Source organism: Bacillus sp. FSL H8-0534 (assembly GCF_038005885.1).
GTDB lineage: Bacteria > Bacillota > Bacilli > Bacillales > Bacillaceae_G > Bacillus_A > Bacillus_A pseudomycoides.
Genome location: NZ_JBBOUC010000001.1, coordinates 971,975 through 995,646 on the forward strand (window position 1 = coordinate 971,975; position 23,672 = coordinate 995,646).

Below are 23,672 nucleotides of genomic sequence, written 5' to 3' on the forward strand. Positions count from 1 at the left end.
GTGACTCATATGAAAAAAGTTGAACAGTTATCCTCTCAGTTATATCTCATTGATGATTACGATTTACAACATAACGAGCGTACAGGTACATACGTATTACTCGGTGATGATATTACTTTAATCGAAACGTGTGCAGCCCCTTCTCTTCCGCACATTCTAAATGGCTTACAACAATTACGCATTGACTTAGCAGATGTTAAAAACATTATCGTTACCCATGTTCATCTTGATCATGCTGGCGGAGCTGGTTTAATGATGGAAAAATGTCCAAATGCTACTTTATTTGTCCATTCACGTGGCGCACGCCATATGATTGATCCTACAAAATTAATCCAAGGTGCCAAAGCTGTCTATGGCGATGCTTTTGATGAACTCTTTAATCCGATCCTTCCTATTCCAGAAAAACGTGTCCATATTGTACAAGATGGTGACATACTACAAATTTCAGAAAATCGGATGCTTTCATTTTACGATACACCAGGGCACGCCAAGCACCATATTAGTATCCATGATTCTTTAACAAATGGCATTTTCACAGGTGACACGATTGGTATTTATTATCGAGAACTAACTGAACTTGGCGTTGAACTATATTTACCAACCACATCTCCATCACAGTTTCAACCCGACGCGATGATGGCAGCAAAAGACCGCATTCGAAATATGAACGTTGACCTCATCTATTTCGGGCATTACGGTGCATCTTCCCATGTTTCTGAAGTGTATAAACAGCTTGAAGACTGGCTCCCTATCTTTGTTGAAGCAGGAAAACAAGTATTTGAAAAAAACCAGGATTTTGAAGCAGCAAGCCATGAATTGTATACTTTATTACTTGAAAAAGTCTCTTCTCATCTTTCACAGCAAGGTGTACCAGCAACTCATTCTGTTTACGATGTGATAAAACTAGATATGGAAATCAGTGCGATGGGAATTATTGATTATCTTACAAAGCAAGAAAAGGCCAAAACAACTACTAACTAAATGAAAAAACATCCGAGGATATGACGCTCTGTTTCAAGCATATATCCTCTTTTTTTGAATATGCTTTTTTAATACTATGCATACAAAAGGAGTGACACAATGAAAAAAGTTACTCAATACTTATGCTTCACTTTATTCATTGTTATATTGCTATTTTGTGGAGGGAAAATTCAATTTCATTTAGATAAACAAGCTGAGCTATCCTTTCATATGTACCATCGAATATTTTTCTTTATGCTTTTCCCCTTTTTCATCGGTGGTGTATTACGTTTCTTTCAACTTATCAGTAACAAAAAGAACCAACATGTATGGAAATTTCAACTAGATAAATTTATAGGCATTGCGTTACCTTCAACATTGATTGGCTTTTCACCTATTCTATTATTCTCACCTATCGCACAATTTTCCCCTTACTTAGCTTACTTAGCTACCCTAACTCTTTTAAATACAACATTTCCCGTAATAATAAATATAATAGCTGGTTACTCATTATTAGATAGTTTCATACGACAAGAAAATCAACATAGTCCCGCATAAAGTGAAACTCTATTCACAACATCACTAGAAAAGTCAAATTCAATTGGTTTCTTCTGTTCTTCTGCTTTCTTTACAATACGTAGACGCATCCACCTATTTCTCCTATATGAGTGAATTTACCTTACCGCAAGTCCCATTAACCATGGCCGAAAAGGTCGTTCTCTATCATACTTGCTAAGGGATTGATAAAGCTGTATATATATTTCCTGAACGACATCGTCTACATCCACTTTCTCCTCTATCAAGAAATGTGCTGTCCTATAGATATCTTGGATTGTTTTATCATACAGTTCACTGTATGCCTCTTGACTTCCTGATAAAGTCCGCTCGATGAGATTGTGATAGTCTGTTTCCTGATCCATGCCTCTTCCCTCCTTTGTCTTACACTATATATTGGCAAGTAAAAAACATTTCGTTCGTTTTTTTAAAATTATTTTCGATATAAATTAATATAATGATTTAAAACTTATTACTTTATAACGGTAGCTTATGACCTCTTATAACAATTATATAATTTCCCATTTTATGATTGGTATTTAAAATAATATGTAGAAGGTATTTTTAGGAGGATATACAAATGAAAGCTATTGTTGTAACTGCATTCGGTGGACCTGAAACAATGAAGTATACAGAAGTAGATATGCCGACTTTTAATGAAAAGCAGGTGTTAATTCGCGTTATTGCTACAAGCGTCAATTTTGCCGATATTAAATCTCGCTACGGTAAAAAGGGAAATCGAAAACTCCCATTTATTCCTGGCATAGACGCCGCAGGTATTGTAGAACAGGTAGGTTCTAGTGTAAAAAACATCCGCGTAGGACAGCGTGTAATCGCCTTTCCTCTTAATGGATCGTATGCTGAATATGTTGTCGCCAATGAAAACCTTACGTTTGTGTTACCTGATGAAGTTGACTTCACAACCGCCGCTGCTTGTCCTGTTGTATCTTTTACGAGCTACAACCTGCTTGCGAATATAGCAAGATTACAGCAAGGTGAAACCGTTCTTATTCATGCTGCGGCTGGTGGTATCGGAACAACATCGATTCAATTAGCAAAAATACTAGGGGCTGGAAAAATTATTGGAACAGTCGGAAATAAAGCGAAAAAGAAAGTTGCTTTAGAAGCTGGGGCTGATCATGTTATTTGTTATCAAGATGAGGATTTTAGTAAAAAGGCAAATGAACTTACGGGTGGTAAAGGTGCCGATGTTATTTTGGATTCCATTTCCGGGGCAGTATCAGAAAAAAGCTTGGAGTGTTTGGCTTACTATGGTCGCCTTGTCCATTTTGGTAATGCAAGCGGGGAAATTGGCACATTTCGGACAAAGGATTTACATGCAAGCTGTCGTTCTATTCTTGGCTTTAGCTTTGGAACAACTCGTAAGAAACGTCCTCACTTACTTTGTCATACCGCTAACCAAGTTTTTCAGTATTTACGTGATGGAAGCCTACAAATTGCAATTGGTAAATGCTTTACACTTCGAGATGCAGGGAAAGCACATGAATGGGTCGAAAGTAGACAGAGTACAGGAAAAATCATTCTGACTGTTAAATAGAGGTGTCATTCATGGGGTCACGAATTATGCATTTGATTATCGCAAATGGTATTGCAGAGAAATTATCCATCCCTGATAAAACATCTTTCTTGCTTGGGGGAGTAGCTCCTGATGCAGTTCATTCAAAAGAGGAAAAAAACGTATCACATTTTTATGCTGGTACAACAAAAAACTATACCAGAAGAATTGATTACGGTACATTTCTTCAAAAATATAAAAAGTACATGGATTCCTCTTTCATTTTAGGGTATTATACACACCTTATTGCTGATGATAATTGGCTCAACGGTTTTTTTCTTCCTTGGCTCAAAAATAGAATCGAGCACGATCAAACAATTTTATCTATGTACCATAATGATTTCAAATTATTAAACGGAAAATTGTTACATCTCTACGATAAAGATCAGCAATTATTTCCTTTCCTTAATCAAAAAGCAACCATAGCAAATATTGAAGAAGTTTCAGAAGAAAATGTGCTAGCTTTTAAAAAGCTTATTTTTGATGATATGCTGTATTCCAAGCAAGATTTGCATACAAACTTACAAGTATTCACATTTGATCAAATCGTCGGTTATGTAGAGACTGCTATTGAGAAAGGAGTATTCTATCTAGAACAGCTCTCTAACAATAGATCTACTACAAATATTTTTTAATAATTTTAAAGCCTTCATTTCTTTAATATGAGGGCTTTTTATCATTTCTTCTACTATTTTATTTACTTAGTAATTCCACTATATCGCATCGCTATTTCAATATAGTCCATTTAACAGTAACATTCGACATTCTCTATGCTGTTCCTTCTGAAAAAATAAAAAGACGTAACTATGTTCTATCCATAGTTACATCTGTCTTTTCATTATTTATCTAGGCTTCTTCTTCCCAGTAAATGCAGGTTTCTTTTTCTTTGGTGCTTTCGGTTTAGACTCTACAAATGTCCCTTTAAACATTTCTTGTTTCTTAAACTGAATGCCTAATTTCTTCGCAAATTGGAGTAGTTTACGCTCTTCTTGCGGAGTAACAAGGGAAACAACTGTCCCCTCTTTCCCCATACGTCCGGTACGACCTGAACGGTGAATATATTGGTCTAAAGTATCAGGTAATTCTAAGTGAATCACGTGCGTTAAATCATCAATATCTAACCCACGCGCTGCAATATCAGTGGCAAGTAGGATTTCTATTTTCCCTTGACGGAATGCGCGCATCGTTGCTTCACGTTCTTGTTTATTTGCTTCTGCATGAAGTGCGGCTGCTTTCATTTTGCGATACTTTAATTTTTCAGCAATCTCGTCTAAACGATATGGATCATTTAAAAAGGCTACCGCTTTTACATTGCCAGTATGCATAACTCTTCTAATGTAATCATTTTTTTCACGACGCTCACAAACGATATACGTATGCTCAACTAAACTTTTTGTTTCCGTACGTTTAATGCGAACTAATTCTGGTTCAACCGCAAAATCGCGTGCTACTTCTTCTGCGTCTTTTGTCATTGTTGCAGAGAAGAATACTAGTTGACGATCACGCATTGTGGATTTAATTACATCAAACACAGTTTCCATCATCTTTTGTTTTACAATTTGATCAAATTCATCAAATACAATTGTTTTCACTTCGTGCATTTTTAATTTTTTCATGCGAATTAATTCTAAAATACGTCCTGGTGAACCAACGATTACCTTCGGATGTTTCTTCAATCTTTCCACTTGGCGCTTAATATCCGCACCACCAATTAAAGATGCACCTGAAATATCAGTTCCTGCTGTAAACTTTTGAACTTCTTCATGAATTTGCATAACAAGTTCACGTGTTGGAGCTAAAATGACAACCTGTGGTTGTTTCACTTCAGGATTAATTTTATGTAAAAGTGGTAATAAGTACGCTAATGTTTTTCCTGTTCCAGTTGGAGATTCAGCTATAACGTCTTGTCCTTCTAAAATCATTGGAATTGCTTGTTTTTGAATTTCAGTAAATTCTTTAAAACCAGCCTTCTCCCAAGCTTGTTGCAAAAATGGTTGCATGTCTTTTATCATTTGTTTTTCTCCTTTATCTCTATTTTTGAAGAAAATGTTGTATTGCTCGCACTGTTTCTATCATGTGAGAAATAACAGCTATTAAATCATCAACATGGTCTTCTGTAATCGCTTTTTGAAATAGAACTTCTACCTTATTATGATATGAAATCGCTTGCTTATTATATTCGTATGAAATTTGTTGCGTAATCATTCGCTCTTTTCCCCAGATAGATTGTAACAAGTTTTCGATATCTTGACACTCTGCTTCTGGTTGCTGTAACGGGAACGCGAAGCGTAATTTCATTTCACAGCCTGGTATAAACTGTGGTACCTCTAATATCTCACCTGATAGATTCTTCGCATCTACAGACAGTGAGAATGTCGCTTCTACTAGCTGTTCAAACTGTTCATTTAATTGAAATGAAATATGATATATACGGCTTAGCGATGCAAGGTCCATCATATCTTTTCGATCCGTTACAAGAATATCGCCATGTAAATCAAAATCATAGACAGCTCCTTCAACGATCACTTTTAAGTTGTCAAAAGCAGTTGGATCAAACATAATTTCCTCCAAAAAACAGGCGCCTTTCGATGGAAAGGCGCCACTTGATGTATATATAGTTTACAGATAAACGAGATGAATTACAACCTTTTAGAATAAACCTACTGCTTTTCCATCTTCATTTACGTCCATTTGAAGAGCAGCTGGTTGTTTTGGAAGACCTGGCATTGTTAACATTGTTCCAGTTAACGCTACAATAAATCCTGCACCGATAGATGGTTTCAGTTCACGAATTGTAACAATAAAGTCAGATGGTCGACCTAATTTTGTTGCATCGTCAGAAAGAGAGTATTGTGTTTTCGCCATACATACTGGTAGGTTACTCCAACCTTCCCCTGTAAATTGAGCCAATTGCTTACGTGCTTTCGGAGCAAATTCAATATCTTTTGCGCCGTATACTTTTTGAGCAATTGTACGAATTTTTTCTTCTAATGGTAATTCTAAATCATAAAGTGGTGCGTATTTGTTGTCACCTTTTTCAATTACTTTTAATACTTTCTCAGCAAGGTCTACACCACCTTGGCCACCTTTTTCCCAAACTTCTGTTAAGGATACTTCGTAGCCACGCTCGTTGCACCATTCTTGTAAGTATGCAACTTCTGCATCTGTATCTGTAATGAATTTATTAATTGCGATTACGAATGGAACACCGAACGCTTGAATTGTTTCAACATGTTTTTGTAAGTTTTCCATTCCTTTTGCTAGCGCATCTACATTTTCTTCTTTCAGCTGATCTCTCGCCACACCGCCGTGCATTTTAAGCGCACGAATTGTCGCAACGATAACGACTGCTTCTGGTTTAATACCAGCTGCACGCGCTTTAATATCTAAGAATTTTTCAGCACCTAAGTCCGCACCGAAACCAGCTTCCGTGATTACATAATCACCTAATTTTGCTGCCATTGTTGTAGCGATAACACTGTTACAACCGTGAGCGATATTAGCGAATGGTCCACCATGAATGATTGCTGGTGTATTTTCTAATGTTTGTACTAAGTTTGGTTTTAACGCATCTTTTAATAAAAGTGTTAACGCTCCTTCTACGCCTAAATCTTTAACTGTTACAGGCTCGTTGTCCATATTATAAGCAACGACAATGCGAGATAAACGTGCTTTTAAATCTTGAATATCTGTCGCAAGGCAGAATACAGCCATAATTTCAGATGCTACTGTAATATCAAAACCGTCTTCACGCGGTACACCTTGAACTGGCCCACCAAGACCAATTACCACATTACGCAGTGCACGGTCATTTAAATCGACACAACGCTTCCATACGATTTTTCGCGTATCAATTTTAAGTGTATTTCCTTGTTGAATATGGTTATCGATAAACGCTGCTAATGCGTTATTTGCAGTTGTAATGGCATGAATATCACCAGTAAAGTGAAGATTGATATCTTCCATTGGTACAACTTGTGAATAACCTCCACCTGCTGCACCGCCCTTTAGTCCCATTGTTGGTCCAAGTGATGGCTCACGAAGTGCAATTACTGCTTTTTTACCAATTTTATTAAAAGCTTGACCTAAACCAACTGTTACTGTTGATTTACCTTCTCCTGCTGGAGTCGGGTTAATCGCTGTTACTAAAACAACTTTTCCGTCCTTTTCGGTTTGTAAGCGCTTAAAAATATCAAGAGATAACTTCCCTTTATAATGACCATAAGGCTCTAGTTCTTCTTCTAAAATGTTTAACTCCGCTGCAATCTCTTGAATTTTCTTCATACTTGCTTCTTGTGCAATTTCAATATCGGATTTAACTGTTGTAGTAGTTGTCATATACCCTAGTCCCCCTTTAATTGGTTCTGTTGATATTGTATCAGTTTTTTGTATTTTCTGCACTTATTTCCCTCCTAAATTTTGCGCATTTCTTCAGGCATTATTTTTTCAACATAAATACCCACAAAAATGTTAATGCTTGTTGCAATTCTACCGATAATTGTCCAAGCATTTTTTCATTTACCCCTCGTTTATATACGCCTATACCATCCACTACTTGAAACCCTTGCTCCTCTGCAAGCTTTTCAAATTCCCAAGGCATCATCGTATTACATACGACATCTTTTCCATATAAACGAGGATAACTATTTTCACGTGGTTTTGCTGTTGGTCCTAAAATAGCAATACACGCATATCCGTCAGACCTCAAAACACGCTTTATCTCATGTAACGCCTGTAGCGGCTGCTCTGTCCATTCTAACGAGTTCACTGCTAATATGGCTGGAAATTGTTCATTTTCAAAGGGCAATGAAGAAAGATCTCCCTTTACAAATGACAAATTAGGCCCTTCCCCGCGTTTCTTTCCCTTTTGAATCATTTGTTCGGATAAATCTATACCACACGCCTTATATCCTGCGAGACTTAATTTATATGTACCATATCCATCACCACATCCGACATCTAAAACTGCCACACCATTTTCTACATACTTTTCAAAAAACGGAATGATTGTACTCCGACTCCCATGATCCCACATTTCTTGACTATTTTGATTCCAAGATTCCGCATTGTTGTCCCACTTTTTTTCTGCTGATTTATGCCAATTAAACTTTGTCATGTTTCCCCCTACTTTCACTTGTTTTCATTCATTCCATTCTACATCATTTTCCTATATTCCTGTTTATTCTCATGGAGAGATGGATAAGATAGCAACAGACTCATACATTCTCCAAATTTTGCTTAACTTGGATATAACTCATACTCATATTCTCTTCTTTATGAAAAATAATAAAGATACACCCAATTGAAAGAGAGGGATGTACATGCCGAAAAAGCGAACACATCATTTTAAGAGTGGTGAAAAAAACGAAGAATATGCAGCTGAAATCTCGCCAGGGCATCTTCCAATTAGACATAGACGTAAAGAAATTGCACATGAAATAGAAGGTACAAACGCTGGTACACTTATCGGTTATGTAGCACTATTTCTTTCTTTATTCTCAATTGCCTTTTATCCAGTTACCCTTGGTTCCCTTTCCATTTTAATTGGCTTATTGGCTGTTAATTTTGGAGCAAAAACACTCGGATATACAGCCATTGGATTTGGTAGCTTTTCTGTTTTATTTACGTTATTGTATCCACTTGCTTTATCAGCATTATAAAAACACACCAAGTATTACTTGGTGTGTTCACTCATGATACAGCATAATATGTCCGCATCCACAACAATGTTTTGCTGTAATTTCTTGAAACACTGGATAATTCTCTTCATCCCGCTGTTCAATAAATACCTTTTCAAAACGATACATGTTAGGGGCATATGCCCAGTCTTGTTTCGTACGTGCATATAATGTAGATGAAAAAAATTCTTCTCCACCACAAACTACACATATTTTTTTCATTCTCATCCCTCCTATGCTTGTCTTACTTCATCTATATGAACATATGCATAAAAAAAAGACCTTCTATAATTAGAAAGTCTTTTCCGTAACAAAAAGAAATACACCAAATATACCCAGTCCGCTATACTCTTTCTGTTTACCATTTTCCATTTCAAAAGTTTGTTTCACTGTTATAAAAAATACACCGTTTCGTGTATTCGTACTTACAAACTTCATTTTTTGTTCTTTCTTACCTACATTTTGTGTACATTCAAAGCTATCTTGATTACAAATCATTGCATACTTATCCTCTAAGTAAGACCTGAAATCAGACTCTTTCGGACAAGTTAAAAGTAGTACTGCAACAAGGATAATGCTGACAATACCTACTGCTGTATAATATTTCTTCATTTTTTCTCCTTTCAAAAAACAAGAAAACTTGACCTAATTCGTCAAGTTCTCTTAGTCCACAACCCATTGCCACTCTTGTTCTTTCTTATCAAAAATAAGCCAGCCAGTTTCGGTTGCACCTTCTTTTAATTCCTCTATGTTATCTAGTACTTCATCCGTACTTTCATACGAACCAACTACATATACAGGAATCTCTAAACCTCTTCTTGACTCAATTTTCCCCGCTAAATCAATATACAGCCCGTCTTCCATTAATGGAACAAGCCCAAGAATAACTTCTTTTGAAATTGCTGGAAATATTTTTGATTTTTGAAAGAAAGAGAATCGTTTTTTTCCAAATGAACCGAGTTTGTACGGAATTACTTTGCTAAGCATTCCTACAAAATCAGCGATTCTACGGTAATACACTTTGTTGTACCAACCGTCATCATGTGAAAAATAGACAAATCTATTTTTCAAAAGTGGGAAAAACGCTCTCCCAAGTGGTTCTTTTTTGTGAGCCAAATATAACAATTCTGCAATTTCCTTTGGCTCCAATTCATCTAAATCGCTTGCGTCATCAAAATCCACCCAACAGAACTCATCAAATTCATCAATCTCTGCTTTAATTAATTTATGTATGTTTTCTTCTTCAACATATTCAAATAAAGTATGATAGTGAAAATCAGTCCACTCAAAATTATGTTTCAAAAGCAACACTTGATGAAGCGGTGATGGGATATTACTTGCAAACTCTTCAAATGTAATTCCAGATGTAATAAAACAATGACCCCGACGATTACCATTAATATATATCATATTCTTTACTTGGTCAGATCCTCCAGACAAAGCACCTAGCCACCTTCGTTTTATATGTTTCAATTCTATAGCATATTTTAACATGAAAAATTTTAGAAACATAGAAAAAACTTCAAAAACTATTTACAATTTCATGAGTTTTATTACATACTGATTACAAGAAAAAAAGCCTGTTGAAAAACAGGCTTTTTTACGCGATTTCGTCTGGATTTTGCGGATGATGATTTTCAGTATGCTTTTCGTTTTTTTGAAAAATGGATTGAATCTTATCAATTGTTTGTGGCGCTAACTCAATCATTTTTTCAGCTAGGTGTGTGGCATTTTGTAAGTGAAGAATATTTACTCCATCTTTATTCACTACAAGAAAAGCTACTGGAGTAATGGAAACACCACCTGCGCTCCCTCCGCCAAATGCCGGATTACCTTGTGCTCTTTGACCATCATTTGTTTGAAAATCCGATCCACCTGCTCCAAATCCAAACGCTACTTTGGAAACAGTTAACACTACACCGCCGTCAGCCGTCTGAACAGGCTCTCCAACAATCGTATTAACATCTACCATTTCCTTTAAATTTTCCATTGCTGCTTTCATTAATCCTTGAATTGGATGATCCACCGTTCATAACCTCCTTTGTCATATCTTTCCTAGTTTTTCCGAAACCTTATGAACTAAACATAAAATTTTATATTGATTTCAAAAATGATAAGTAATAATATTTAGAAAAAACAAACTAAAGAGGGGATTATAATGATACGGAAACTAACAAAGAGTGATCATGAACAAGTGCTTACATTTCTAAAAGAAGAAGCAGCGCTTAACCTATTTATCATTGGCGATATTGAAGCATTTGGATACGATGCAGACTTTCAAGAATTATGGGGCATTTCCACAGAAAACGGAGCATTACAATCCGTATTACTACGCTTTCATGATTCATTTATATCATATGGAAAAGATGATTTTTCTGCTGCTGACTATGAGGCAATTCTTGCTACTTATCAGCCATTAAAAATCTCCGGTAAATCAGACATTGTAGAAAAATTTGAAGACATACAAGACATACAACTTGGCACAAAAAATAAAATGTACTTTTGTGAATGTAAAGATGATACTGCACTACCTAAAACAATGCTTCATACTGCAATCAAACTAGCAACCATAGATGATGTTGAGCGAATTATGAAGCTCCGAAGCAACATTGAAGAATTCCCTCAAACAGGACAACCAGAAAAGATTTTGCGGCAATCACTCGAAACAAATACAGGACGCACTTACTACATTGAAGAAAATGGAGAAATCATCGCTTCCGCTTCCACATCAGCTGAAAATTCCTTATCTGCAATGGTTGTTGGAGTATGTACTCATCCAAGCCATCGCGGCAGAGGATACGCTTCACTCATATTACAAAAAATGATTTGGGATTTTACTCAAGAAGGAAGAACGCTTTGCTTATTTTATAATAACCCAGCTGCTGGGCGGATTTATAAGCGCTTAGGTTTTAAGGACATTGGAACGTGGACGATGTATCGGTAAATTTGGATATTTATTAATAAAGTGAAACTTTAATCAGTGGGATCCCCACTGATTATTAGCTCTCACCAATTGGACTACATAATGAAATTTATCCTGTTATTCCATTCTATTCAACAGCAATTATATCGATAAAATTAAAAGTGCTCTCGTGATAAAATGCATCCGTACATATTACATTCTTTCTTTTAGGATCGATATCAATAACCGTCATATAACTAGTAAGGACATAACCGTCTTCATAATATGTAATTAATATTTCCTCTTCGGATAACAACGAGAATAATAACTTATTCTCGTTCATTTCTTTCGTATCTTGAGTCAGTATTGGTCGTGGTACTTTCGTTTTTTCTTCAATAATCTTTCGTATACCAGCAAATTGTTCCGGCATAGATGCAAATGGTGTCCACTTTACCATCCCTCTTTCTTTTGACATGTTTGCGTTATTCATGATTTATGTCCCCCTAATAAAGTGTTTCTATATCTTGCTGTCGCGATACTTGTATAAGATACGCCACGCAAAATACTATTTTTACCGAAACGAGTGCGTATTTCATCCATCACTTTTGTTAGTTTCATTTCTTTTTCGCGCTGTATTACATTATCAAAAAGAGAAATTTCTTAAGTAGTGGCGTCGCTGCCAGAACAATTGAACCATTACGATTTACGTCCCCTACTACCGCTAGCTTCGTACGCAAAGGGGCCAGACCCATTTTGATACATGATACACTTGCATAAAAGCTACGAAGATTTACACACAAAATAATTCGATTAGGTAAAAGAGAATAATCATACAAGATAATCGTCCTTTATGATAGAACGTTCGTTCTTATTATATACGAACTTATGTTCTTTCGGAAGTCTTTTTTAAGAAAATATTGGTTAAAACAAAAAAGTGCTGACTCTCAATTGATGATTTTCATCTGAGTCAAACCTCATTTTACATTCAAAATTTGAATATAAAACTTAACAATTCCCCTAAACGTATAAAAAAATACTTTGGACATGAGCACATAGTAATAGATGTTCTCATACCGTGATATATATGTGTTCAAAAAAGGAGTGTATTCATTATGTACCCTTATTGGCAATCCTATTATTTCACACACGATACCCCTTATTTAGATTGGAATTCAACAGCTACATTTTCACCCGTACGGAATTACCGTGTCAGTAAAAATGAAGTTGATTTAAAAAGTTATATGCGTTCACTATGGGAACAACATGTTGCTTGGACAAGAATGGCTATCATTAGCATTATTTTTAATTTACCTGATGTTAACTTTGCGATTACACGTCTCCTTCAAAACGCTCCAGATATGGGGAATTCTCTTAAACCTTTCTACGGTGACAATGCAGCAAAAAAATACAGTAATTTGATAAAAGATCACTTAGTGATTGCTGCCGATCTTGTCAAAGCAGCAAAAGCTGGTAATCAAAACGCCGCATCAATTGCAGAGAAAAAATGGTACGCTAATGCAGACGACATTGTTGAATTTTTAAGTAGTATAAATCCGTATATACCCAAAGAAGAATTTAGGAAAATGTTTTATGAACACCTAGCATTGACTAAATCTGAAGCAGTAGCCATTCTAAGTAAAGATTATCAAGCAGGTGTTCAATTGTATGACAAAATTGAGAAGGAAGCTTTAGAAATGGCGGATGCACTTACTGAAGGAATAATAAAGCAATTTCCCCAACTATTTCATTGAACTCCCCTCTACCTCTACACGAACTTGAGGTAGGGGATTCTCCTGTTTCTGCTAGGACAAAAACAGTTCCTCTCGTTCAACAAAGAGGATACAACGATATAGAAGTTCTGTAGTGTCCCTAAGACGACCTATTCGATCTTCCGAGGAAAACAAAACAGGTACAGCTACTTTTTTCTTATATCGAGAGTAGAACACCTTGCCATGCACCCAGTTCCTAGACTTGTTATCTGCTCTGGTAATAAGCGTAAAAGACTGGGACAAGGCGTTCTTTTTTATGATGCAAATCCTGTATTTTCATCTACTTCATGATCTATAAGCTCTGCATTAAAATTTGCTTGTAATCTATCTTTATTTTCTTCGATTGTTTTACTATACGGATATCTCCCCGCTTTAAAATCATAGATATCCTTACCAGCCAGCTCCAATTCCCCCCAATCAGAGGCTGCCTTTAAGTTTTTATCATGTTCCTGTCCGGCATTATTCTTCATACCAGATTAGCTCCTTTCTTAATTATTTATTATTTTTTGTACTGTGCTTTATAATCTACATATTCTTTTTTTGCATCTTGATTATTACTTTTTTTGCTCTCAAAATATGTGTGTATCTGCGATAGATATTCTATTAACTTTCCTTCATCATTCTTCTTATAATTCATAACAATACTTACTTCCCATATCTGCATTGGACCATTTGCGGAGTCAAGATGAAGCACAATTGACGCCCCGCCATATTCATCATATTGTATATTTAGCTTGTCATTAATAATATTTTGAAATTCTGATTCAGTTAAGCTATATACAACTGTATTAGGCTGATCAAATTTTTTTATATCATCACCTGGCTTCATCTTTAGTTTCCCTATTCCTTTTAGACGATCTACAATTAAATTCACGTATGAAACATCAAGAGTAGAATCTGGCCTTTGTACCTGTCCATTTTCATACTTAATATTTGTATTATAAACAACTTCCTCTTTATAATTTGTATTATCACCAATGTTTTTCTCATTTTTTATGTCAGTGGTGATTTCTTGTGTTGTCTCTCCATATAAACTTTTATCTTTCGTATTATATACACCTTCCGTAGTTTGATAAATTGTTTTCTTGTGCTCCCCATCTTCTTTTTCTTCGTACCTACTGTATATACCTCTTTGTGTCACATGCGCATACCCATCATCACTCGCAGACATAACCGTCTTCATATCCCCTTCATCCAAAGCCTTTACAAATGGTTCATACTCTATTTTCGTTTCCCAAAAACTACATCCACTAAATAAACTCGCAACTATCGTCATAACAATCATCACCTTAGCTTTCTTTTTCAATTTCATACCGTCACCTCGTTCGTTACTCTTAGCATTTTAAGTTTAGTTGTATTTCCTTTTACACAATAGTATACTTCATCCTTTCCTAAAGCTGGTTCGTTGCTTATGTATTTAATATTGAAGACACTTTGGTCGTTTAATGGCATCGCGATGATGCCCGCTGTTAGTTTATTCTCATCTTCAAGTTGTGTACATTTAAAAAGAACTGGACCTACCGCACTATCAGGACTTAATCGATTTCTATCAGTTATTTTAAATAACCCTAAATCTTCTTTTTTTGTTTTCCCCATTCAATCTTTCCACCTTTTATATAATTTAGTAGATTACCATCACCAAGAACCAAATTGTTCTACCTATACTTGCCCCCATGTTTTAACATCATGAATTAAATTTTCCCAAACCATTAAATTGAAATTTAAAAACCTTCTCATTCTAACGAAAAGAGAAGGTTTTGTTGGATTCTCATTATTATTCTAAGCATTTCGCATTCATGTACTGATACAAAATGAATATAAACTTTTGAATATTAGTTTACATTCATTCCCTTGATTTTATTGACTCTATTTCAATTTCCCCATCCCCTCCAAAACCACTAACAAAAGTATACATTCAAAACATAACAAATAAAGAGGTTAGAGCATCATGGGCAAAAAAGAAAAAGCTAGACCCATGCTAGCTTTTATATAATTTTCGAAATCAGAAGTTGTTTATAAATGATCAGTGTGATAGCAAATGTATTCATCGCAGTGGCTGACTATTGATATGACTAATCCCATAATGGTGTACTTACCCTAACTGACGTTTAAATACTTTACTGGCGAAGAAGTAAGCAATGACCATGATGCCGACACACCAGGCAAGCGCGATCCAGATACCGTTGCCAACAGACCCTTCATACAAGAGGGCACGAATCGTATTCACTATTGAAGTCACGGGCTGGTTCTCAGCGAACGCACGGACAATTTTAGGCATGGTTTCAGTGGGAACAAAGGCCGAACTGATAAACGGCAGGAAAATCAGCGGGTACGAGTAGGCTGTCGCCCCTTCCATAGACTTCGCTGTCAATCCGGGAATGACCGCCAGCCATGTCAGCGCCAGCGTAAACAGCCCGAGTATCCCAGCTACCGCGAGCCAATCCAGGATATCAGCGCTGGAACGGAAGCCCATCAAGAGGGCGACGAGGATAACCACCACAATAGTAAGCGCATTGGAAACAAGTGAGGTCAACACGTGAGCCCACAATACCGACGAGCGCTTGATGGGCATGGTAATGAAACGCGCCATCAGCCCACTCTTTACATCCGTAAACAGCCGCAGTGAAGTGTAAGCGACACCGGATGCGATAGCCATCAGCAAGATTCCCGGCAATAAATAATTGACGTAGTTGTCCGTGCCTGTCTCTATGGCGCCGCCAAATACGTAGACAAACAGCAGCAGCATCATAATCGGCGTAATTGCCACCGTGATAATCGTATCCGGGCTGCGCATGATGTTCCGCATTAAACGCCCTAGTAATACCCCTGTTTTGCTTTTCATTTACATCTCCTCCTTTTTGCCGATAATCGCGAGGAAAATTTCCTCCAATGTCGGCTGCTTCTCGATGTACTCCACTTTTGCTGGCGGGAACATCTCTTTGAGTTCAGTAAGGGTACCAGTCGTGATAATTTTTCCACCATGCAGGATAGCGATACGGTCCGCCAGTTGTTCGGCTTCCTCCAGGTACTGGGTTGTCAGCAAGATGGTTGTGCCGCCGCCGGCAAGCTCCTTGACAGTATCCCATACTTCAATCCGCGCTTCGGGGTCAAGCCCTGTTGTCGGTTCGTCGAGAAAAATGACCGCTGGCGTCCCGATCAGGCTCATGGCGATGTCAAGCCGGCGCTTCATCCCGCCTGAATACTGGTCTGCCCTGCGGTTGGCCGCATCGGTCAGGCTAAATCTTGCAAGCAGATTATCAGCGACTTGAGCGGGATTGGAAACTCCACGCAACTTGGCAATCATCATCAGGTTTTCTCGCCCGGTGAGCATACCGTCTAAAGCTGCGAACTGTCCTGTCAGACTGATGCTCTGGCGAACATAATCCGGTTGACGCTGTACGTCAAAGCCGCAAATACCTACTTCGCCGCCATCTGGCTTCATCAGCGTCGAGAGGATGTTGACCGTCGTCGTCTTGCCCGCTCCATTTGAGCCCAGCAATGCGAAAATGGAGCCACGCTGCACCTCAAAATCCACCCCATTTAAGACTTCCTTGTCTTTAAAAGATTTTTTTAACCCTTTTACAGAAATCGCTGCATTGCTCATACTTTTTTCCTCCTTATAAAAAATGTTTTGCGAAGCTAGATTGCCTACACTCTCCTATTTAGTCTTACTGATAATCCGTATTACTTAGTACCAAGTTAAAAATATAACTGAATAGCGATGGCGACAATTCACATTTGTAATCAGCTAATCAGTCGGTATTATCTATTGCATTTATTTTTTTCTCAATCGATTCATGATACTCTGATTCAAATCTTCACGATACTTGGAGACATAGGTTTTAGCGTTTGCCACTAGTTCGTCAGCAAAGGACGCCACGTCCTCCCCAGTGATTTCTAGCACTTGTCTACCTTCCGCCGCACCAGCTTCGAACAACTCGATTAATTCATACTGTATGTGTAGCATATCCATCCCGTTGCCCGCTGAGAAATTCCACATGTAGTTTTGAATTTTCTTAAATACAAACTGGTAGTCCTCTGGCAGAGCTCCAACCCGTGCCATCATCATTTTGTACTCTTTTTTATCACCAATCATTTTTTTGAACATTTCCATCATGTTATTTTTCCTCCTTTTTTATAAAGCTGAACAAGACACTCCAAAAATATCGGACGGAATATCTTATGAAGCTAGATTGACTTCAAGACGTTGATTTTTGATGATACAAAATCCCATTTTCTCCAAAACAATTCAAGTTCCTGGCGGCCAGCCTCATTAAGTGAGTAAAACTTGCGGGGCGGCCCCATATCTGACGGTTTCTTTTCTATGTTCACAAGTTTTTTCTTTTCTAATCGCACGAGGATGGTATAGACCGTCCCTTCCACGACTTCGGTGAACCCAAGCTCGTTCAGGCGGCGGGTAATCTCGTAGCCATAGGTTTCATGGCGGCTGATGATTTCCAGCACGCAGCCTTCCAGCGAACCCTTCAGCATTTCAGTTAAATTTTCCATGTTTAGATCCTCCTCTCCCTCCTCTATTTTGTCTGACTTATATTCAGTATAACAGAGTACTAAGGTAAATTTTTACTGAATAGCTTTTGGGAAATCACACTATTCAGTATTACTTATTACATGTATATTGTATCACCGAGTAGAAGGTGTCAACTATTTTTCTTAAAAATATTTTTGCAACCTCACTATTCAGTGTGACCTACTACAGGTATATCGTAACACGCAGTAGATGAACTGTCAACTGGATTTTCTAAATATTTTTAAAACCAGCTATCTTCATTGGATACAGCCGATTTTCTTTACGGAGCTTTTACTTCCTCCTATGCTTCTTTCACAATGATTATACCGCGGATCATCCCCATCCAGCAGCTGTACATTTAGGTTCCCGGTTTCTCTGGTGTGAAAACGATGAGGTTTTCTCCTACTTCCAGTGACCAATTCCTTCCGAAGAAATGTTAAAGAGTATTCCCGAAATGAAAGAAGAACTTCGTAGACCTATGTTCTTAATAATCTCAGCAGAAAAGTAAATGTTTATTATGCGTTCCTGCACGATGTGGGGACGTTTTTTCTTTTTGGGTTCACGGGAGCTTAGTAAAATAACTGCGGATTATTAATGTAACTCCTTCGCGTTCTTCACTTTTCCACTATCGAGCGCGATTATGAAATAACTCTTAGATTTAAACAACTTTATTGTTATATTTTTAAGTGCGGTGAAGTAATCTACATCAAAAATTAAATAACTTTATTGTCACTCTACAAATAAAAAAACTTGATTTTTTTACACTAAGCAGAATAATCAAGGTTTTTACTTCCAAAAAATATCTTAGCCTATAAAATTCGTGTTTCTTTATTTTTTTGTATATCGTAGATATGGAAAAAAATAAAGCTTATGGCCCGTTTTTACACGTATCTCGGCTGAACCCCGTATACATCTGAAGTTTACATAACCCCACTTCTCGGTAGCTAAGTTCTATTAATAATCCAAAAGGATTTATGAAATAAAAAGATGAAAATATATTTAAATACAAATTCTATCTAAAGAAAGGTGATAAGAAAAAATGGAATATCTAACAGTCCCTGAGCTTTTTTTCTTACTATCTGTAGATGATGATACTCAAACTATACAACCTCCTTTACAATCAAATATAGAAATATTCATTATAATAAACATATTGCTAGAACTTTACCTTCAAAAGTATATTTATATAGATCATAAATTTATTGTACATAGGACTAGTAAGTCATCTGATATCCCTTATTTACAACATACCTTAGATTTAACACAACATTTAGATGACAATCACAATATAAGAATGTGGATACTAACAATTTGCGGAAAACAACGATCAAGTCACAAACTATATAATTCTGTTTTAGATTGTATACAGCGAAAAAAACAAATAAAAGTAATTGAAAGACGAATATTAGGTTTATCATTTCAAAAACGTTACATATGTCTTCAAACCAAAGAGCAAATCCTTACATTCTTACGAAAAAGAGCTTCAAAAGGAGGAACACAATACTTATCTATGTTAACCCTTTTCCTAGCCATGGATTTGAACAAACTTTTAAAAGATACAATGTTTCAAAATGATTATGAATATCTAATTCAATTAGAAGAATACAATAAACAATTATCTGAAATTAAATTCATACAAAAGCTAATAACAAACATTAAAAAGACTTTGCCTACCCTTTTAATATGGAAACATGCCCCATTTTCAGGTATGTAAAAAAGGGAAACCTCTGATTATCTAAATCAGAGGTTTCTTATAGTTCACATAACCCATCGTTATCAGTAGTCAATAATGAATAGAATTTTCGTTTTGGGGGTGTTTTTCTTTTTTAGTCTAATGGGCATGTTGCCGTGCCCCTTTTTCGAATTTTATAGGTGTCTTTTTCAATATATTGAACCCAACGGCGTATTGTATGCGCCTTTTATAAGAAAAGGACAGGATTAGTTGTAGAGCTTTATTGGCATGTATTTGTTTTTATTAATAACTACGGTACGTGAATTTTTTTAGATATAACTTAAAAAAGCTCCCCTAAAAGGAGCCAATTATTTTACAAGATTCTTCTGTAATTCCTCTATTATAAGTTCTGCACCTGCTGGGCTTAGCGTAATCTTTCCGTCTGCTAAAGAAATATTTTTATCAGATACTTCTCCTGTTATTGCACAAGCACCATTCGCTTCATATTTTTTCAAGATAATCTTTTCACCTTCTACTAAGCACCTCCATCCAGATTATGCGCACGTATCAAGCTCAAATTAAAGAGATTGAGAAAGGTATAGAAAGTTTGATGTCATCGCTACCTCAAACGCTTGAAAGCATTCCAGGTATAGGTCCTGTATTCGCAGCCGGTATTGTGGCTGAAATTGGTCAAATTGAACGCTTTACCGATGAAACACGAATCGCCAAATACGCAGGTCTATTCTGGAAGAAATATCAGTCTGGTCGCTTTACTGCAGAAAACACGTCATTAACACGATCAGGGAATCAGTATCTACGTTATTACTTAGTTGAAGCCGCCAACTCTGTAAGGCGTCATGTCCCTGAATATCGTGACTATTATGCGAAAAAATCTGCCGAAGTACCTAAGCATAAGCACAAACGAGCCCTCGCATTAACCGCAAGAAAATTTGTTCGTTTGGTGGATGCGCTACTACGCAACAACCAAATTTACACGCCCGGAAGGAGCGTTGATAGATGATGTCTACTGACATTCTTCCTTCTTCTATATTCCATTAATTTACAAATTATTAATGGTCTAGTTTCGTATTGCCTTTTTTAAGCTGAAATAACAAATTAAGTGTTTAAATTACTAGAATCATTACTTGACATCACACCACAGGTCTTATATATTCTATAGCTCTCTATTTCATACCCTATGTCATTTTCTCATTGTAACAGGCTTTCTCTATACATGAAAAACATAATGTTCCAAAAACTCACAAGCCACAATATAGTTACGTGATTTCTCAATATATCTCTTGTATATAAATCGATCTAAAGATGTAAAATATCCAAGTAATTACATTACATCTAAATTTAAATTAAAGAAGGAGCTATATACCATGGATAAAAAAGATTTAGTAAGTCTTCAAGTCAACAACATGCCGTCAGATGCTCTGAATACTCCTAGTAAGTCCCAAGAGCAAATGCAAGATTCAGCTCAAAAGCTATCTAACGGAATAAAAATAGATTCATCAGAAAACGAAACTGCAACTCTAAATAAAGACGAATAGAGAGTTTTTGGCGTGAAAATAAGCTAAAAAATCGAAATGAAGCAATTCGACAGATCGTAGAGAAAGGGCTAGGTCGCAATTAGCGACTGCCCTTTTTTATTTCACTTAAAAATCTGCATATCAAATTTAAACCTATTATTCCCCCAAAAATCCAATCATCCATTATTTAAGACCTATTGCATTACCAATCCGTCAAAAACGTAGTACAAACAAATCTGAGAAGTCATTTTCAAATAAGAATAGGGCTTTTAAAAATATATTCATGAAAATAACAAAAGAGCTGGATTTTCATCACAGCTCACTTATTAATTGGTTCTTTATGTGTACATGTAGGATATTGAGAACATCCAAAGAACTTGTTTCCAGTTTTATTTGAATTTCGTACCACTAAATGATTTTTACATGACGGGCATTTCCTTTCTGCAGGATCTACACCACGATACACATCTTCAGCCGAATACTCTGGATTTACTTTGTTAATCAATTTTTGAAGCTCTATACGATCTATTAGTTTTACATGACATGCTTCACCTAATCCTTTCGCCTGCTTTGTATATACGCTGTTCGTGACAACCCACGCCTCATGAGCCTTGTAATAGGCTTTTGCTGCATAAATCTCCTGTACAGCACGAATACCAACTCGATTTTTCACACCATATATTTTCGCTTGAATTACAATACGATTGTTCCCTTTTAATCCGAGATCGGCTGTTGCTTTAAAATAAAGTTTGATCAAATTGATACTAATAACCTTGATAAATGTTCATAGAAAAGAGCGTGTTTTGAAAAAAAGATTGTTCAAAACACGCTCTTACTATTTTCAGTTGGTTCATTCTTTTATAAAAAAGTTTGATCATTTCCTATCTATGTTGCTCCACAATCGCGCCCGATAGTTGAAGAATGAAATGAAAACTTTTCCTTAGGTGAGATCCGTTCTCAAATTCAATTTTAGCTGTCTGTGCAAAATTTAGACCCTTAGCGAGCCACGAAAACCCCTGGCGGCATAGTAGGATTCTGCTCCATTGTGATACACGAAGACGTGCCCGAAGCGACAATCGCAAAAAAGGGCACCGCCGAGTTCTCTAATATCAGAGGGTGTTTGCACCCAACTCGACGTTTTCATATCGAAATTTTCAAGATTCTGCAACGTCCGATATTGTTCTTCCGTTAATAGTTCAATGCCCATGGCAGTTGCCATATCAATAGCGTTATTTTCTGGTTTATGTTTTTTTCTTGACTCTAACCCTTCACGATCGTAACAAACACTTCTTCGACCTTTAGGACTTTCCGCTGAACAATCATAAAAAATGTATTCGTCCTTCTCTTTATCATGACCAACAACATCCGGTTCGCCGCCAGTTCTTTCCATTTCATTGAGCGACCACAGTTTTTCAGTATTAGCATCCAGCTTTGCTTGGACTTTAGCCCATTCAAGACCTTTATGGCGGTTCATGTTTTTCTCAAAACGGGCTTTCAATGCTCTGAGTAATTCTTCACGTTGTTCTAGTGACAACTCCTCTTTATTGTTGATTTTATTTCCCTTTGTCATGTTAGTTCCCCCCTTATTGTTTTTACTCATAATGGTTTAAGTATATATAAATATTTGTTTTATAATAAATCGTTTAAATAATCGTGTGAATTCAGTTTACAATAAATTATATGATTTAGTAAATCCATTTCTCTACAATCTGGCCCTTTAACGGAACAACTTATTGTCACTCAACAGTTCCTTAATCGTTCTTTCAATTTCAGATGTTCTTTTCCTTTTCACTATAAATACACTCCTTTAGATAATCTAAAGGAGGAGTTTACGCTAGTTTGACGAATTTATATTGATATAATTATAAAAGGGTGGTCTAATTGAACATTTTATGGGATTTTGATGGAACTTTGTTTGATACGTATCCTGCGTATACAAACATACTCTCTTTGGTACTGGGAGAAGCAGTAGATAAACAGGAAATTTATGAAAAGCTAAAAATTTCGTATTCGCATGCAATTGATTACTATAACATTTCCAGGGATCAAGAAGAAGAGATAAAAAGATTAAAGAAAACATTATCTCCAAAAGATATGAAACCATTTGATGGTGTAGAAGAAATCTTAAAATTTGCAAATAAAAATGTAATTATGACACACAAGCATAGGGACGGAGTTTTAGCCATCTTAAAATACTATGGATGGGATAAATACTTTGTGGATATGGTTACAATTGATGATGGTTTCCCTCGTAAACCTAATCCATTAGCATACATTCATTTACATACAAAACACGGAATCGATCTAGTTATTGGAGACCGGGAGTTAGATTTATTACCTGCAAAAGAATTAGGAATTGCAACGTGCATGTTTCAAAGTCAAGGTGATGTTGCTGATTATCATTTACAAGACTACTCGAAATTTTTTAATACGGATATTCCATTAGCGAAACGGGTGTTCAGTTAGTAATAACTACTGTAAATGGATCGAATTTTGA

General features: G+C 36.4%; 26 protein-coding genes and 8 pseudogenes. 12 read left to right on the forward strand and 22 right to left on the reverse strand.

Features of this window, described 5'->3' with window-relative positions; translation table 11 throughout:
* The first annotated feature begins 9 nt into the window (after positions 1 to 9).
* Both MHH71_RS05035 and MHH71_RS05040 read left to right on the forward strand, forming a co-directional pair.
* A complete protein-coding gene (locus tag MHH71_RS05035) occupies positions 10 to 981 on the forward strand; it encodes an MBL fold metallo-hydrolase (RefSeq protein ID WP_018783016.1) in 972 nt (323 codons plus the stop codon).
* A 99-nt stretch (positions 982 to 1,080) separates the two neighbouring features.
* Positions 1,081 to 1,518, forward strand: a complete 438-nt coding sequence (locus MHH71_RS05040; protein ID WP_006094668.1) for a hypothetical protein — start codon at positions 1,081 to 1,083, stop codon at positions 1,516 to 1,518.
* 2 nt (positions 1,519 to 1,520) lie between these two features.
* Here MHH71_RS05040 and MHH71_RS05045 read toward each other — a convergent pair.
* Positions 1,521 to 1,880: pseudogene (locus tag MHH71_RS05045) on the reverse strand (sigma-70 family RNA polymerase sigma factor); the annotation flags it as partial.
* A gap of 215 nt (positions 1,881 to 2,095) precedes the next feature.
* Here MHH71_RS05045 and MHH71_RS05050 point away from each other — a divergent pair.
* Together MHH71_RS05050 and MHH71_RS05055 are read left to right on the forward strand one after the other, a co-directional pair.
* Positions 2,096 to 3,073 carry a quinone oxidoreductase family protein gene (locus tag MHH71_RS05050; protein ID WP_006094666.1) on the forward strand — a complete coding sequence of 326 codons (978 nt, stop codon included), beginning with the start codon at positions 2,096 to 2,098 and terminating at the stop codon, positions 3,071 to 3,073.
* An 11-nt stretch (positions 3,074 to 3,084) separates the two neighbouring features.
* On the forward strand, positions 3,085 to 3,726 hold the full coding sequence (locus tag MHH71_RS05055; RefSeq protein ID WP_018783019.1) for a zinc dependent phospholipase C family protein: 642 nt from the start codon (positions 3,085 to 3,087) through the stop codon (positions 3,724 to 3,726).
* A 207-nt stretch (positions 3,727 to 3,933) separates the two neighbouring features.
* Here MHH71_RS05055 and MHH71_RS05060 read toward each other — a convergent pair whose 3' ends face one another.
* The 4 genes from MHH71_RS05060 to MHH71_RS05075 form a co-directional block, all read right to left on the reverse strand.
* Complete coding sequence (locus tag MHH71_RS05060; RefSeq protein ID WP_006094664.1) at positions 3,934 to 5,103, reverse strand: DEAD/DEAH box helicase; 1,170 nt, start codon at positions 5,101 to 5,103, stop codon at positions 3,934 to 3,936.
* Positions 5,104 to 5,122: 19 nt separating this feature from the next.
* Positions 5,123 to 5,650 carry a hypothetical protein gene (locus tag MHH71_RS05065; protein WP_006094663.1) on the reverse strand — a complete coding sequence of 176 codons (528 nt, stop codon included), beginning with the start codon at positions 5,648 to 5,650 and terminating at the stop codon, positions 5,123 to 5,125.
* 90 nt (positions 5,651 to 5,740) lie between these two features.
* A complete protein-coding gene (locus MHH71_RS05070) occupies positions 5,741 to 7,429 on the reverse strand; it encodes a formate--tetrahydrofolate ligase (RefSeq protein WP_029427715.1) in 1,689 nt (562 codons plus the stop codon).
* Positions 7,430 to 7,529: 100 nt separating this feature from the next.
* Entirely contained in the window at positions 7,530 to 8,207 is a 678-nt protein-coding gene (locus MHH71_RS05075) for a class I SAM-dependent methyltransferase (protein WP_018783021.1), read from the reverse strand.
* 205 nt (positions 8,208 to 8,412) lie between these two features.
* On the opposite strand from MHH71_RS05075, the gene MHH71_RS05080 reads away from it, so the two are divergent.
* Positions 8,413 to 8,751 carry a hypothetical protein gene (locus tag MHH71_RS05080; protein WP_006094661.1) on the forward strand — a complete coding sequence of 113 codons (339 nt, stop codon included), beginning with the start codon at positions 8,413 to 8,415 and terminating at the stop codon, positions 8,749 to 8,751.
* 27 nt (positions 8,752 to 8,778) lie between these two features.
* Here MHH71_RS05080 and MHH71_RS05085 read toward each other — a convergent pair whose 3' ends face one another.
* The 4 genes from MHH71_RS05085 to ytfJ form a co-directional block, all read right to left on the reverse strand.
* On the reverse strand, positions 8,779 to 8,991 hold the full coding sequence (locus MHH71_RS05085; RefSeq protein ID WP_018783022.1) for a hypothetical protein: 213 nt from the start codon (positions 8,989 to 8,991) through the stop codon (positions 8,779 to 8,781).
* A gap of 69 nt (positions 8,992 to 9,060) precedes the next feature.
* Complete coding sequence (locus MHH71_RS05090) at positions 9,061 to 9,381, reverse strand: hypothetical protein (RefSeq protein ID WP_033798838.1); 321 nt, start codon at positions 9,379 to 9,381, stop codon at positions 9,061 to 9,063.
* 51 nt (positions 9,382 to 9,432) lie between these two features.
* Positions 9,433 to 10,209, reverse strand: a complete 777-nt coding sequence (locus MHH71_RS05095; protein ID WP_016114639.1) for a hypothetical protein — start codon at positions 10,207 to 10,209, stop codon at positions 9,433 to 9,435.
* Between the two features lie 160 nt (positions 10,210 to 10,369).
* Positions 10,370 to 10,795, reverse strand: coding sequence for a GerW family sporulation protein (ytfJ, locus tag MHH71_RS05100; RefSeq protein ID WP_000349994.1), 426 nt, complete (start codon positions 10,793 to 10,795; stop codon positions 10,370 to 10,372).
* Between the two features lie 132 nt (positions 10,796 to 10,927).
* Between ytfJ and MHH71_RS05105 the strand changes: the two genes are divergently transcribed.
* Positions 10,928 to 11,713 (forward strand): GNAT family N-acetyltransferase, encoded by a 786-nt coding sequence (locus MHH71_RS05105; RefSeq protein ID WP_006094659.1) that lies wholly within the window; start codon positions 10,928 to 10,930, stop codon positions 11,711 to 11,713.
* A 106-nt stretch (positions 11,714 to 11,819) separates the two neighbouring features.
* Here MHH71_RS05105 and MHH71_RS05110 read toward each other — a convergent pair whose 3' ends face one another.
* The 3 genes and pseudogenes from MHH71_RS05110 to MHH71_RS05120 all read right to left on the reverse strand — a co-directional run.
* Complete coding sequence (locus tag MHH71_RS05110; RefSeq protein WP_018783025.1) at positions 11,820 to 12,161, reverse strand: YolD-like family protein; 342 nt, start codon at positions 12,159 to 12,161, stop codon at positions 11,820 to 11,822.
* A pseudogene (locus MHH71_RS05115) lies at positions 12,158 to 12,331 on the reverse strand (DNA repair protein); the annotation flags it as partial. The pseudogene MHH71_RS05115 and the gene MHH71_RS05110, both read right to left, overlap by 4 nt.
* Positions 12,331 to 12,507: pseudogene (locus MHH71_RS05120) on the reverse strand (DNA repair protein); the annotation flags it as partial. The pseudogenes MHH71_RS05115 and MHH71_RS05120, both read right to left, overlap by 1 nt.
* A gap of 276 nt (positions 12,508 to 12,783) precedes the next feature.
* On the opposite strand from MHH71_RS05120, the gene MHH71_RS05125 reads away from it, so the two are divergent.
* Positions 12,784 to 13,422 (forward strand): hypothetical protein, encoded by a 639-nt coding sequence (locus MHH71_RS05125; RefSeq protein WP_018783026.1) that lies wholly within the window; start codon positions 12,784 to 12,786, stop codon positions 13,420 to 13,422.
* A gap of 275 nt (positions 13,423 to 13,697) precedes the next feature.
* On the opposite strand, the pseudogene MHH71_RS05130 reads toward MHH71_RS05125, so the two are convergent.
* From MHH71_RS05130 to MHH71_RS05160, 7 genes and pseudogenes are all read right to left on the reverse strand, one after another.
* Positions 13,698 to 13,910 (reverse strand): annotated as a pseudogene (locus tag MHH71_RS05130) (lipase); the annotation flags it as partial.
* Positions 13,911 to 13,939: 29 nt separating this feature from the next.
* On the reverse strand, positions 13,940 to 14,752 hold the full coding sequence (locus MHH71_RS05135) for a DUF3952 domain-containing protein (protein ID WP_018783027.1): 813 nt from the start codon (positions 14,750 to 14,752) through the stop codon (positions 13,940 to 13,942).
* Positions 14,749 to 15,036: a hypothetical protein gene (locus MHH71_RS05140; RefSeq protein ID WP_006094655.1), complete on the reverse strand. Its 288-nt coding sequence runs from the start codon at positions 15,034 to 15,036 to the stop codon at positions 14,749 to 14,751. The genes MHH71_RS05135 and MHH71_RS05140 overlap by 4 nt, the downstream gene beginning before the upstream one ends.
* A 496-nt stretch (positions 15,037 to 15,532) precedes the next feature.
* Positions 15,533 to 16,282 (reverse strand): ABC transporter permease, encoded by a 750-nt coding sequence (locus MHH71_RS05145; RefSeq protein ID WP_006094654.1) that lies wholly within the window; start codon positions 16,280 to 16,282, stop codon positions 15,533 to 15,535.
* Entirely contained in the window at positions 16,283 to 17,044 is a 762-nt protein-coding gene (locus tag MHH71_RS05150) for an ABC transporter ATP-binding protein (RefSeq protein ID WP_098624375.1), read from the reverse strand.
* Positions 17,045 to 17,215: 171 nt separating this feature from the next.
* On the reverse strand, positions 17,216 to 17,557 hold the full coding sequence (locus MHH71_RS05155) for a DUF1048 domain-containing protein (protein ID WP_006095481.1): 342 nt from the start codon (positions 17,555 to 17,557) through the stop codon (positions 17,216 to 17,218).
* Between the two features lie 71 nt (positions 17,558 to 17,628).
* Entirely contained in the window at positions 17,629 to 17,949 is a 321-nt protein-coding gene (locus MHH71_RS05160; RefSeq protein WP_018765521.1) for a PadR family transcriptional regulator, read from the reverse strand.
* Positions 17,950 to 18,383: 434 nt separating this feature from the next.
* Here MHH71_RS05160 and MHH71_RS05165 point away from each other — a divergent pair.
* A pseudogene (locus tag MHH71_RS05165) lies at positions 18,384 to 18,476 on the forward strand (class I SAM-dependent methyltransferase); the annotation flags it as partial.
* A gap of 531 nt (positions 18,477 to 19,007) precedes the next feature.
* On the forward strand, positions 19,008 to 19,682 hold the full coding sequence (locus MHH71_RS05170) for a hypothetical protein (protein ID WP_006097500.1): 675 nt from the start codon (positions 19,008 to 19,010) through the stop codon (positions 19,680 to 19,682).
* A 326-nt stretch (positions 19,683 to 20,008) separates the two neighbouring features.
* On the opposite strand, the pseudogene MHH71_RS05175 reads toward MHH71_RS05170, so the two are convergent.
* Positions 20,009 to 20,176 (reverse strand): annotated as a pseudogene (locus MHH71_RS05175) (AbrB/MazE/SpoVT family DNA-binding domain-containing protein); the annotation flags it as partial.
* Here MHH71_RS05175 and MHH71_RS05180 point away from each other — a divergent pair.
* Positions 20,161 to 20,661: pseudogene (locus MHH71_RS05180) on the forward strand (IS110 family transposase); the annotation flags it as partial. The pseudogenes MHH71_RS05175 and MHH71_RS05180 overlap by 16 nt on opposite strands.
* A 364-nt stretch (positions 20,662 to 21,025) precedes the next feature.
* On the forward strand, positions 21,026 to 21,196 hold the full coding sequence (locus tag MHH71_RS05185) for a hypothetical protein (RefSeq protein ID WP_003197259.1): 171 nt from the start codon (positions 21,026 to 21,028) through the stop codon (positions 21,194 to 21,196).
* 298 nt (positions 21,197 to 21,494) lie between these two features.
* On the opposite strand, the pseudogene MHH71_RS05190 reads toward MHH71_RS05185, so the two are convergent.
* Together MHH71_RS05190 and MHH71_RS05195 are read right to left on the reverse strand one after the other, a co-directional pair.
* Positions 21,495 to 21,905 (reverse strand): annotated as a pseudogene (locus MHH71_RS05190) (restriction endonuclease); the annotation flags it as partial.
* 258 nt (positions 21,906 to 22,163) lie between these two features.
* A complete protein-coding gene (locus tag MHH71_RS05195) occupies positions 22,164 to 22,745 on the reverse strand; it encodes a DUF4256 domain-containing protein (protein ID WP_018765517.1) in 582 nt (193 codons plus the stop codon).
* A gap of 311 nt (positions 22,746 to 23,056) precedes the next feature.
* Between MHH71_RS05195 and MHH71_RS05200 the strand changes: the two genes are divergently transcribed.
* Positions 23,057 to 23,641, forward strand: a complete 585-nt coding sequence (locus tag MHH71_RS05200) for an HAD-IA family hydrolase (RefSeq protein ID WP_006097544.1) — start codon at positions 23,057 to 23,059, stop codon at positions 23,639 to 23,641.
* The last annotated feature ends 31 nt before the right edge of the window (positions 23,642 to 23,672 follow it).

Excerpts from the sequence above, each read along its gene's own strand:
- MHH71_RS05035 (WP_018783016.1), top strand. The coding sequence starts at position 10 with ATGAAAAAAGTTGAACAGTTATCCTCTCAGTTATATCTCATTGATGAT.
- MHH71_RS05040 (WP_006094668.1), top strand. The coding sequence starts at position 1,081 with ATGAAAAAAGTTACTCAATACTTATGCTTCACTTTATTCATTGTTATA.
- MHH71_RS05050 (WP_006094666.1), top strand. The coding sequence starts at position 2,096 with ATGAAAGCTATTGTTGTAACTGCATTCGGTGGACCTGAAACAATGAAG.
- MHH71_RS05055 (WP_018783019.1), top strand. The coding sequence starts at position 3,085 with ATGGGGTCACGAATTATGCATTTGATTATCGCAAATGGTATTGCAGAG.
- MHH71_RS05060 (WP_006094664.1), bottom strand. The coding sequence starts at position 5,103 with ATGATAAAAGACATGCAACCATTTTTGCAACAAGCTTGGGAGAAGGCT.
- MHH71_RS05065 (WP_006094663.1), bottom strand. The coding sequence starts at position 5,650 with ATGTTTGATCCAACTGCTTTTGACAACTTAAAAGTGATCGTTGAAGGA.
- MHH71_RS05070 (WP_029427715.1), bottom strand. The coding sequence starts at position 7,429 with ATGACAACTACTACAACAGTTAAATCCGATATTGAAATTGCACAAGAA.
- MHH71_RS05075 (WP_018783021.1), bottom strand. The coding sequence starts at position 8,207 with ATGACAAAGTTTAATTGGCATAAATCAGCAGAAAAAAAGTGGGACAAC.
- MHH71_RS05080 (WP_006094661.1), top strand. The coding sequence starts at position 8,413 with ATGCCGAAAAAGCGAACACATCATTTTAAGAGTGGTGAAAAAAACGAA.
- MHH71_RS05085 (WP_018783022.1), bottom strand. The coding sequence starts at position 8,991 with ATGAAAAAAATATGTGTAGTTTGTGGTGGAGAAGAATTTTTTTCATCT.
- MHH71_RS05090 (WP_033798838.1), bottom strand. The coding sequence starts at position 9,381 with ATGAAGAAATATTATACAGCAGTAGGTATTGTCAGCATTATCCTTGTT.
- MHH71_RS05105 (WP_006094659.1), top strand. The coding sequence starts at position 10,928 with ATGATACGGAAACTAACAAAGAGTGATCATGAACAAGTGCTTACATTT.
- MHH71_RS05110 (WP_018783025.1), bottom strand. The coding sequence starts at position 12,161 with ATGAATAACGCAAACATGTCAAAAGAAAGAGGGATGGTAAAGTGGACA.
- MHH71_RS05125 (WP_018783026.1), top strand. The coding sequence starts at position 12,784 with ATGTACCCTTATTGGCAATCCTATTATTTCACACACGATACCCCTTAT.
- MHH71_RS05135 (WP_018783027.1), bottom strand. The coding sequence starts at position 14,752 with ATGAAATTGAAAAAGAAAGCTAAGGTGATGATTGTTATGACGATAGTT.
- MHH71_RS05140 (WP_006094655.1), bottom strand. The coding sequence starts at position 15,036 with ATGGGGAAAACAAAAAAAGAAGATTTAGGGTTATTTAAAATAACTGAT.
- MHH71_RS05145 (WP_006094654.1), bottom strand. The coding sequence starts at position 16,282 with ATGAAAAGCAAAACAGGGGTATTACTAGGGCGTTTAATGCGGAACATC.
- MHH71_RS05150 (WP_098624375.1), bottom strand. The coding sequence starts at position 17,044 with ATGAGCAATGCAGCGATTTCTGTAAAAGGGTTAAAAAAATCTTTTAAA.
- MHH71_RS05155 (WP_006095481.1), bottom strand. The coding sequence starts at position 17,557 with ATGATGGAAATGTTCAAAAAAATGATTGGTGATAAAAAAGAGTACAAA.
- MHH71_RS05160 (WP_018765521.1), bottom strand. The coding sequence starts at position 17,949 with ATGGAAAATTTAACTGAAATGCTGAAGGGTTCGCTGGAAGGCTGCGTG.
- MHH71_RS05170 (WP_006097500.1), top strand. The coding sequence starts at position 19,008 with ATGGAATATCTAACAGTCCCTGAGCTTTTTTTCTTACTATCTGTAGAT.
- MHH71_RS05185 (WP_003197259.1), top strand. The coding sequence starts at position 21,026 with ATGGATAAAAAAGATTTAGTAAGTCTTCAAGTCAACAACATGCCGTCA.
- MHH71_RS05195 (WP_018765517.1), bottom strand. The coding sequence starts at position 22,745 with ATGACAAAGGGAAATAAAATCAACAATAAAGAGGAGTTGTCACTAGAA.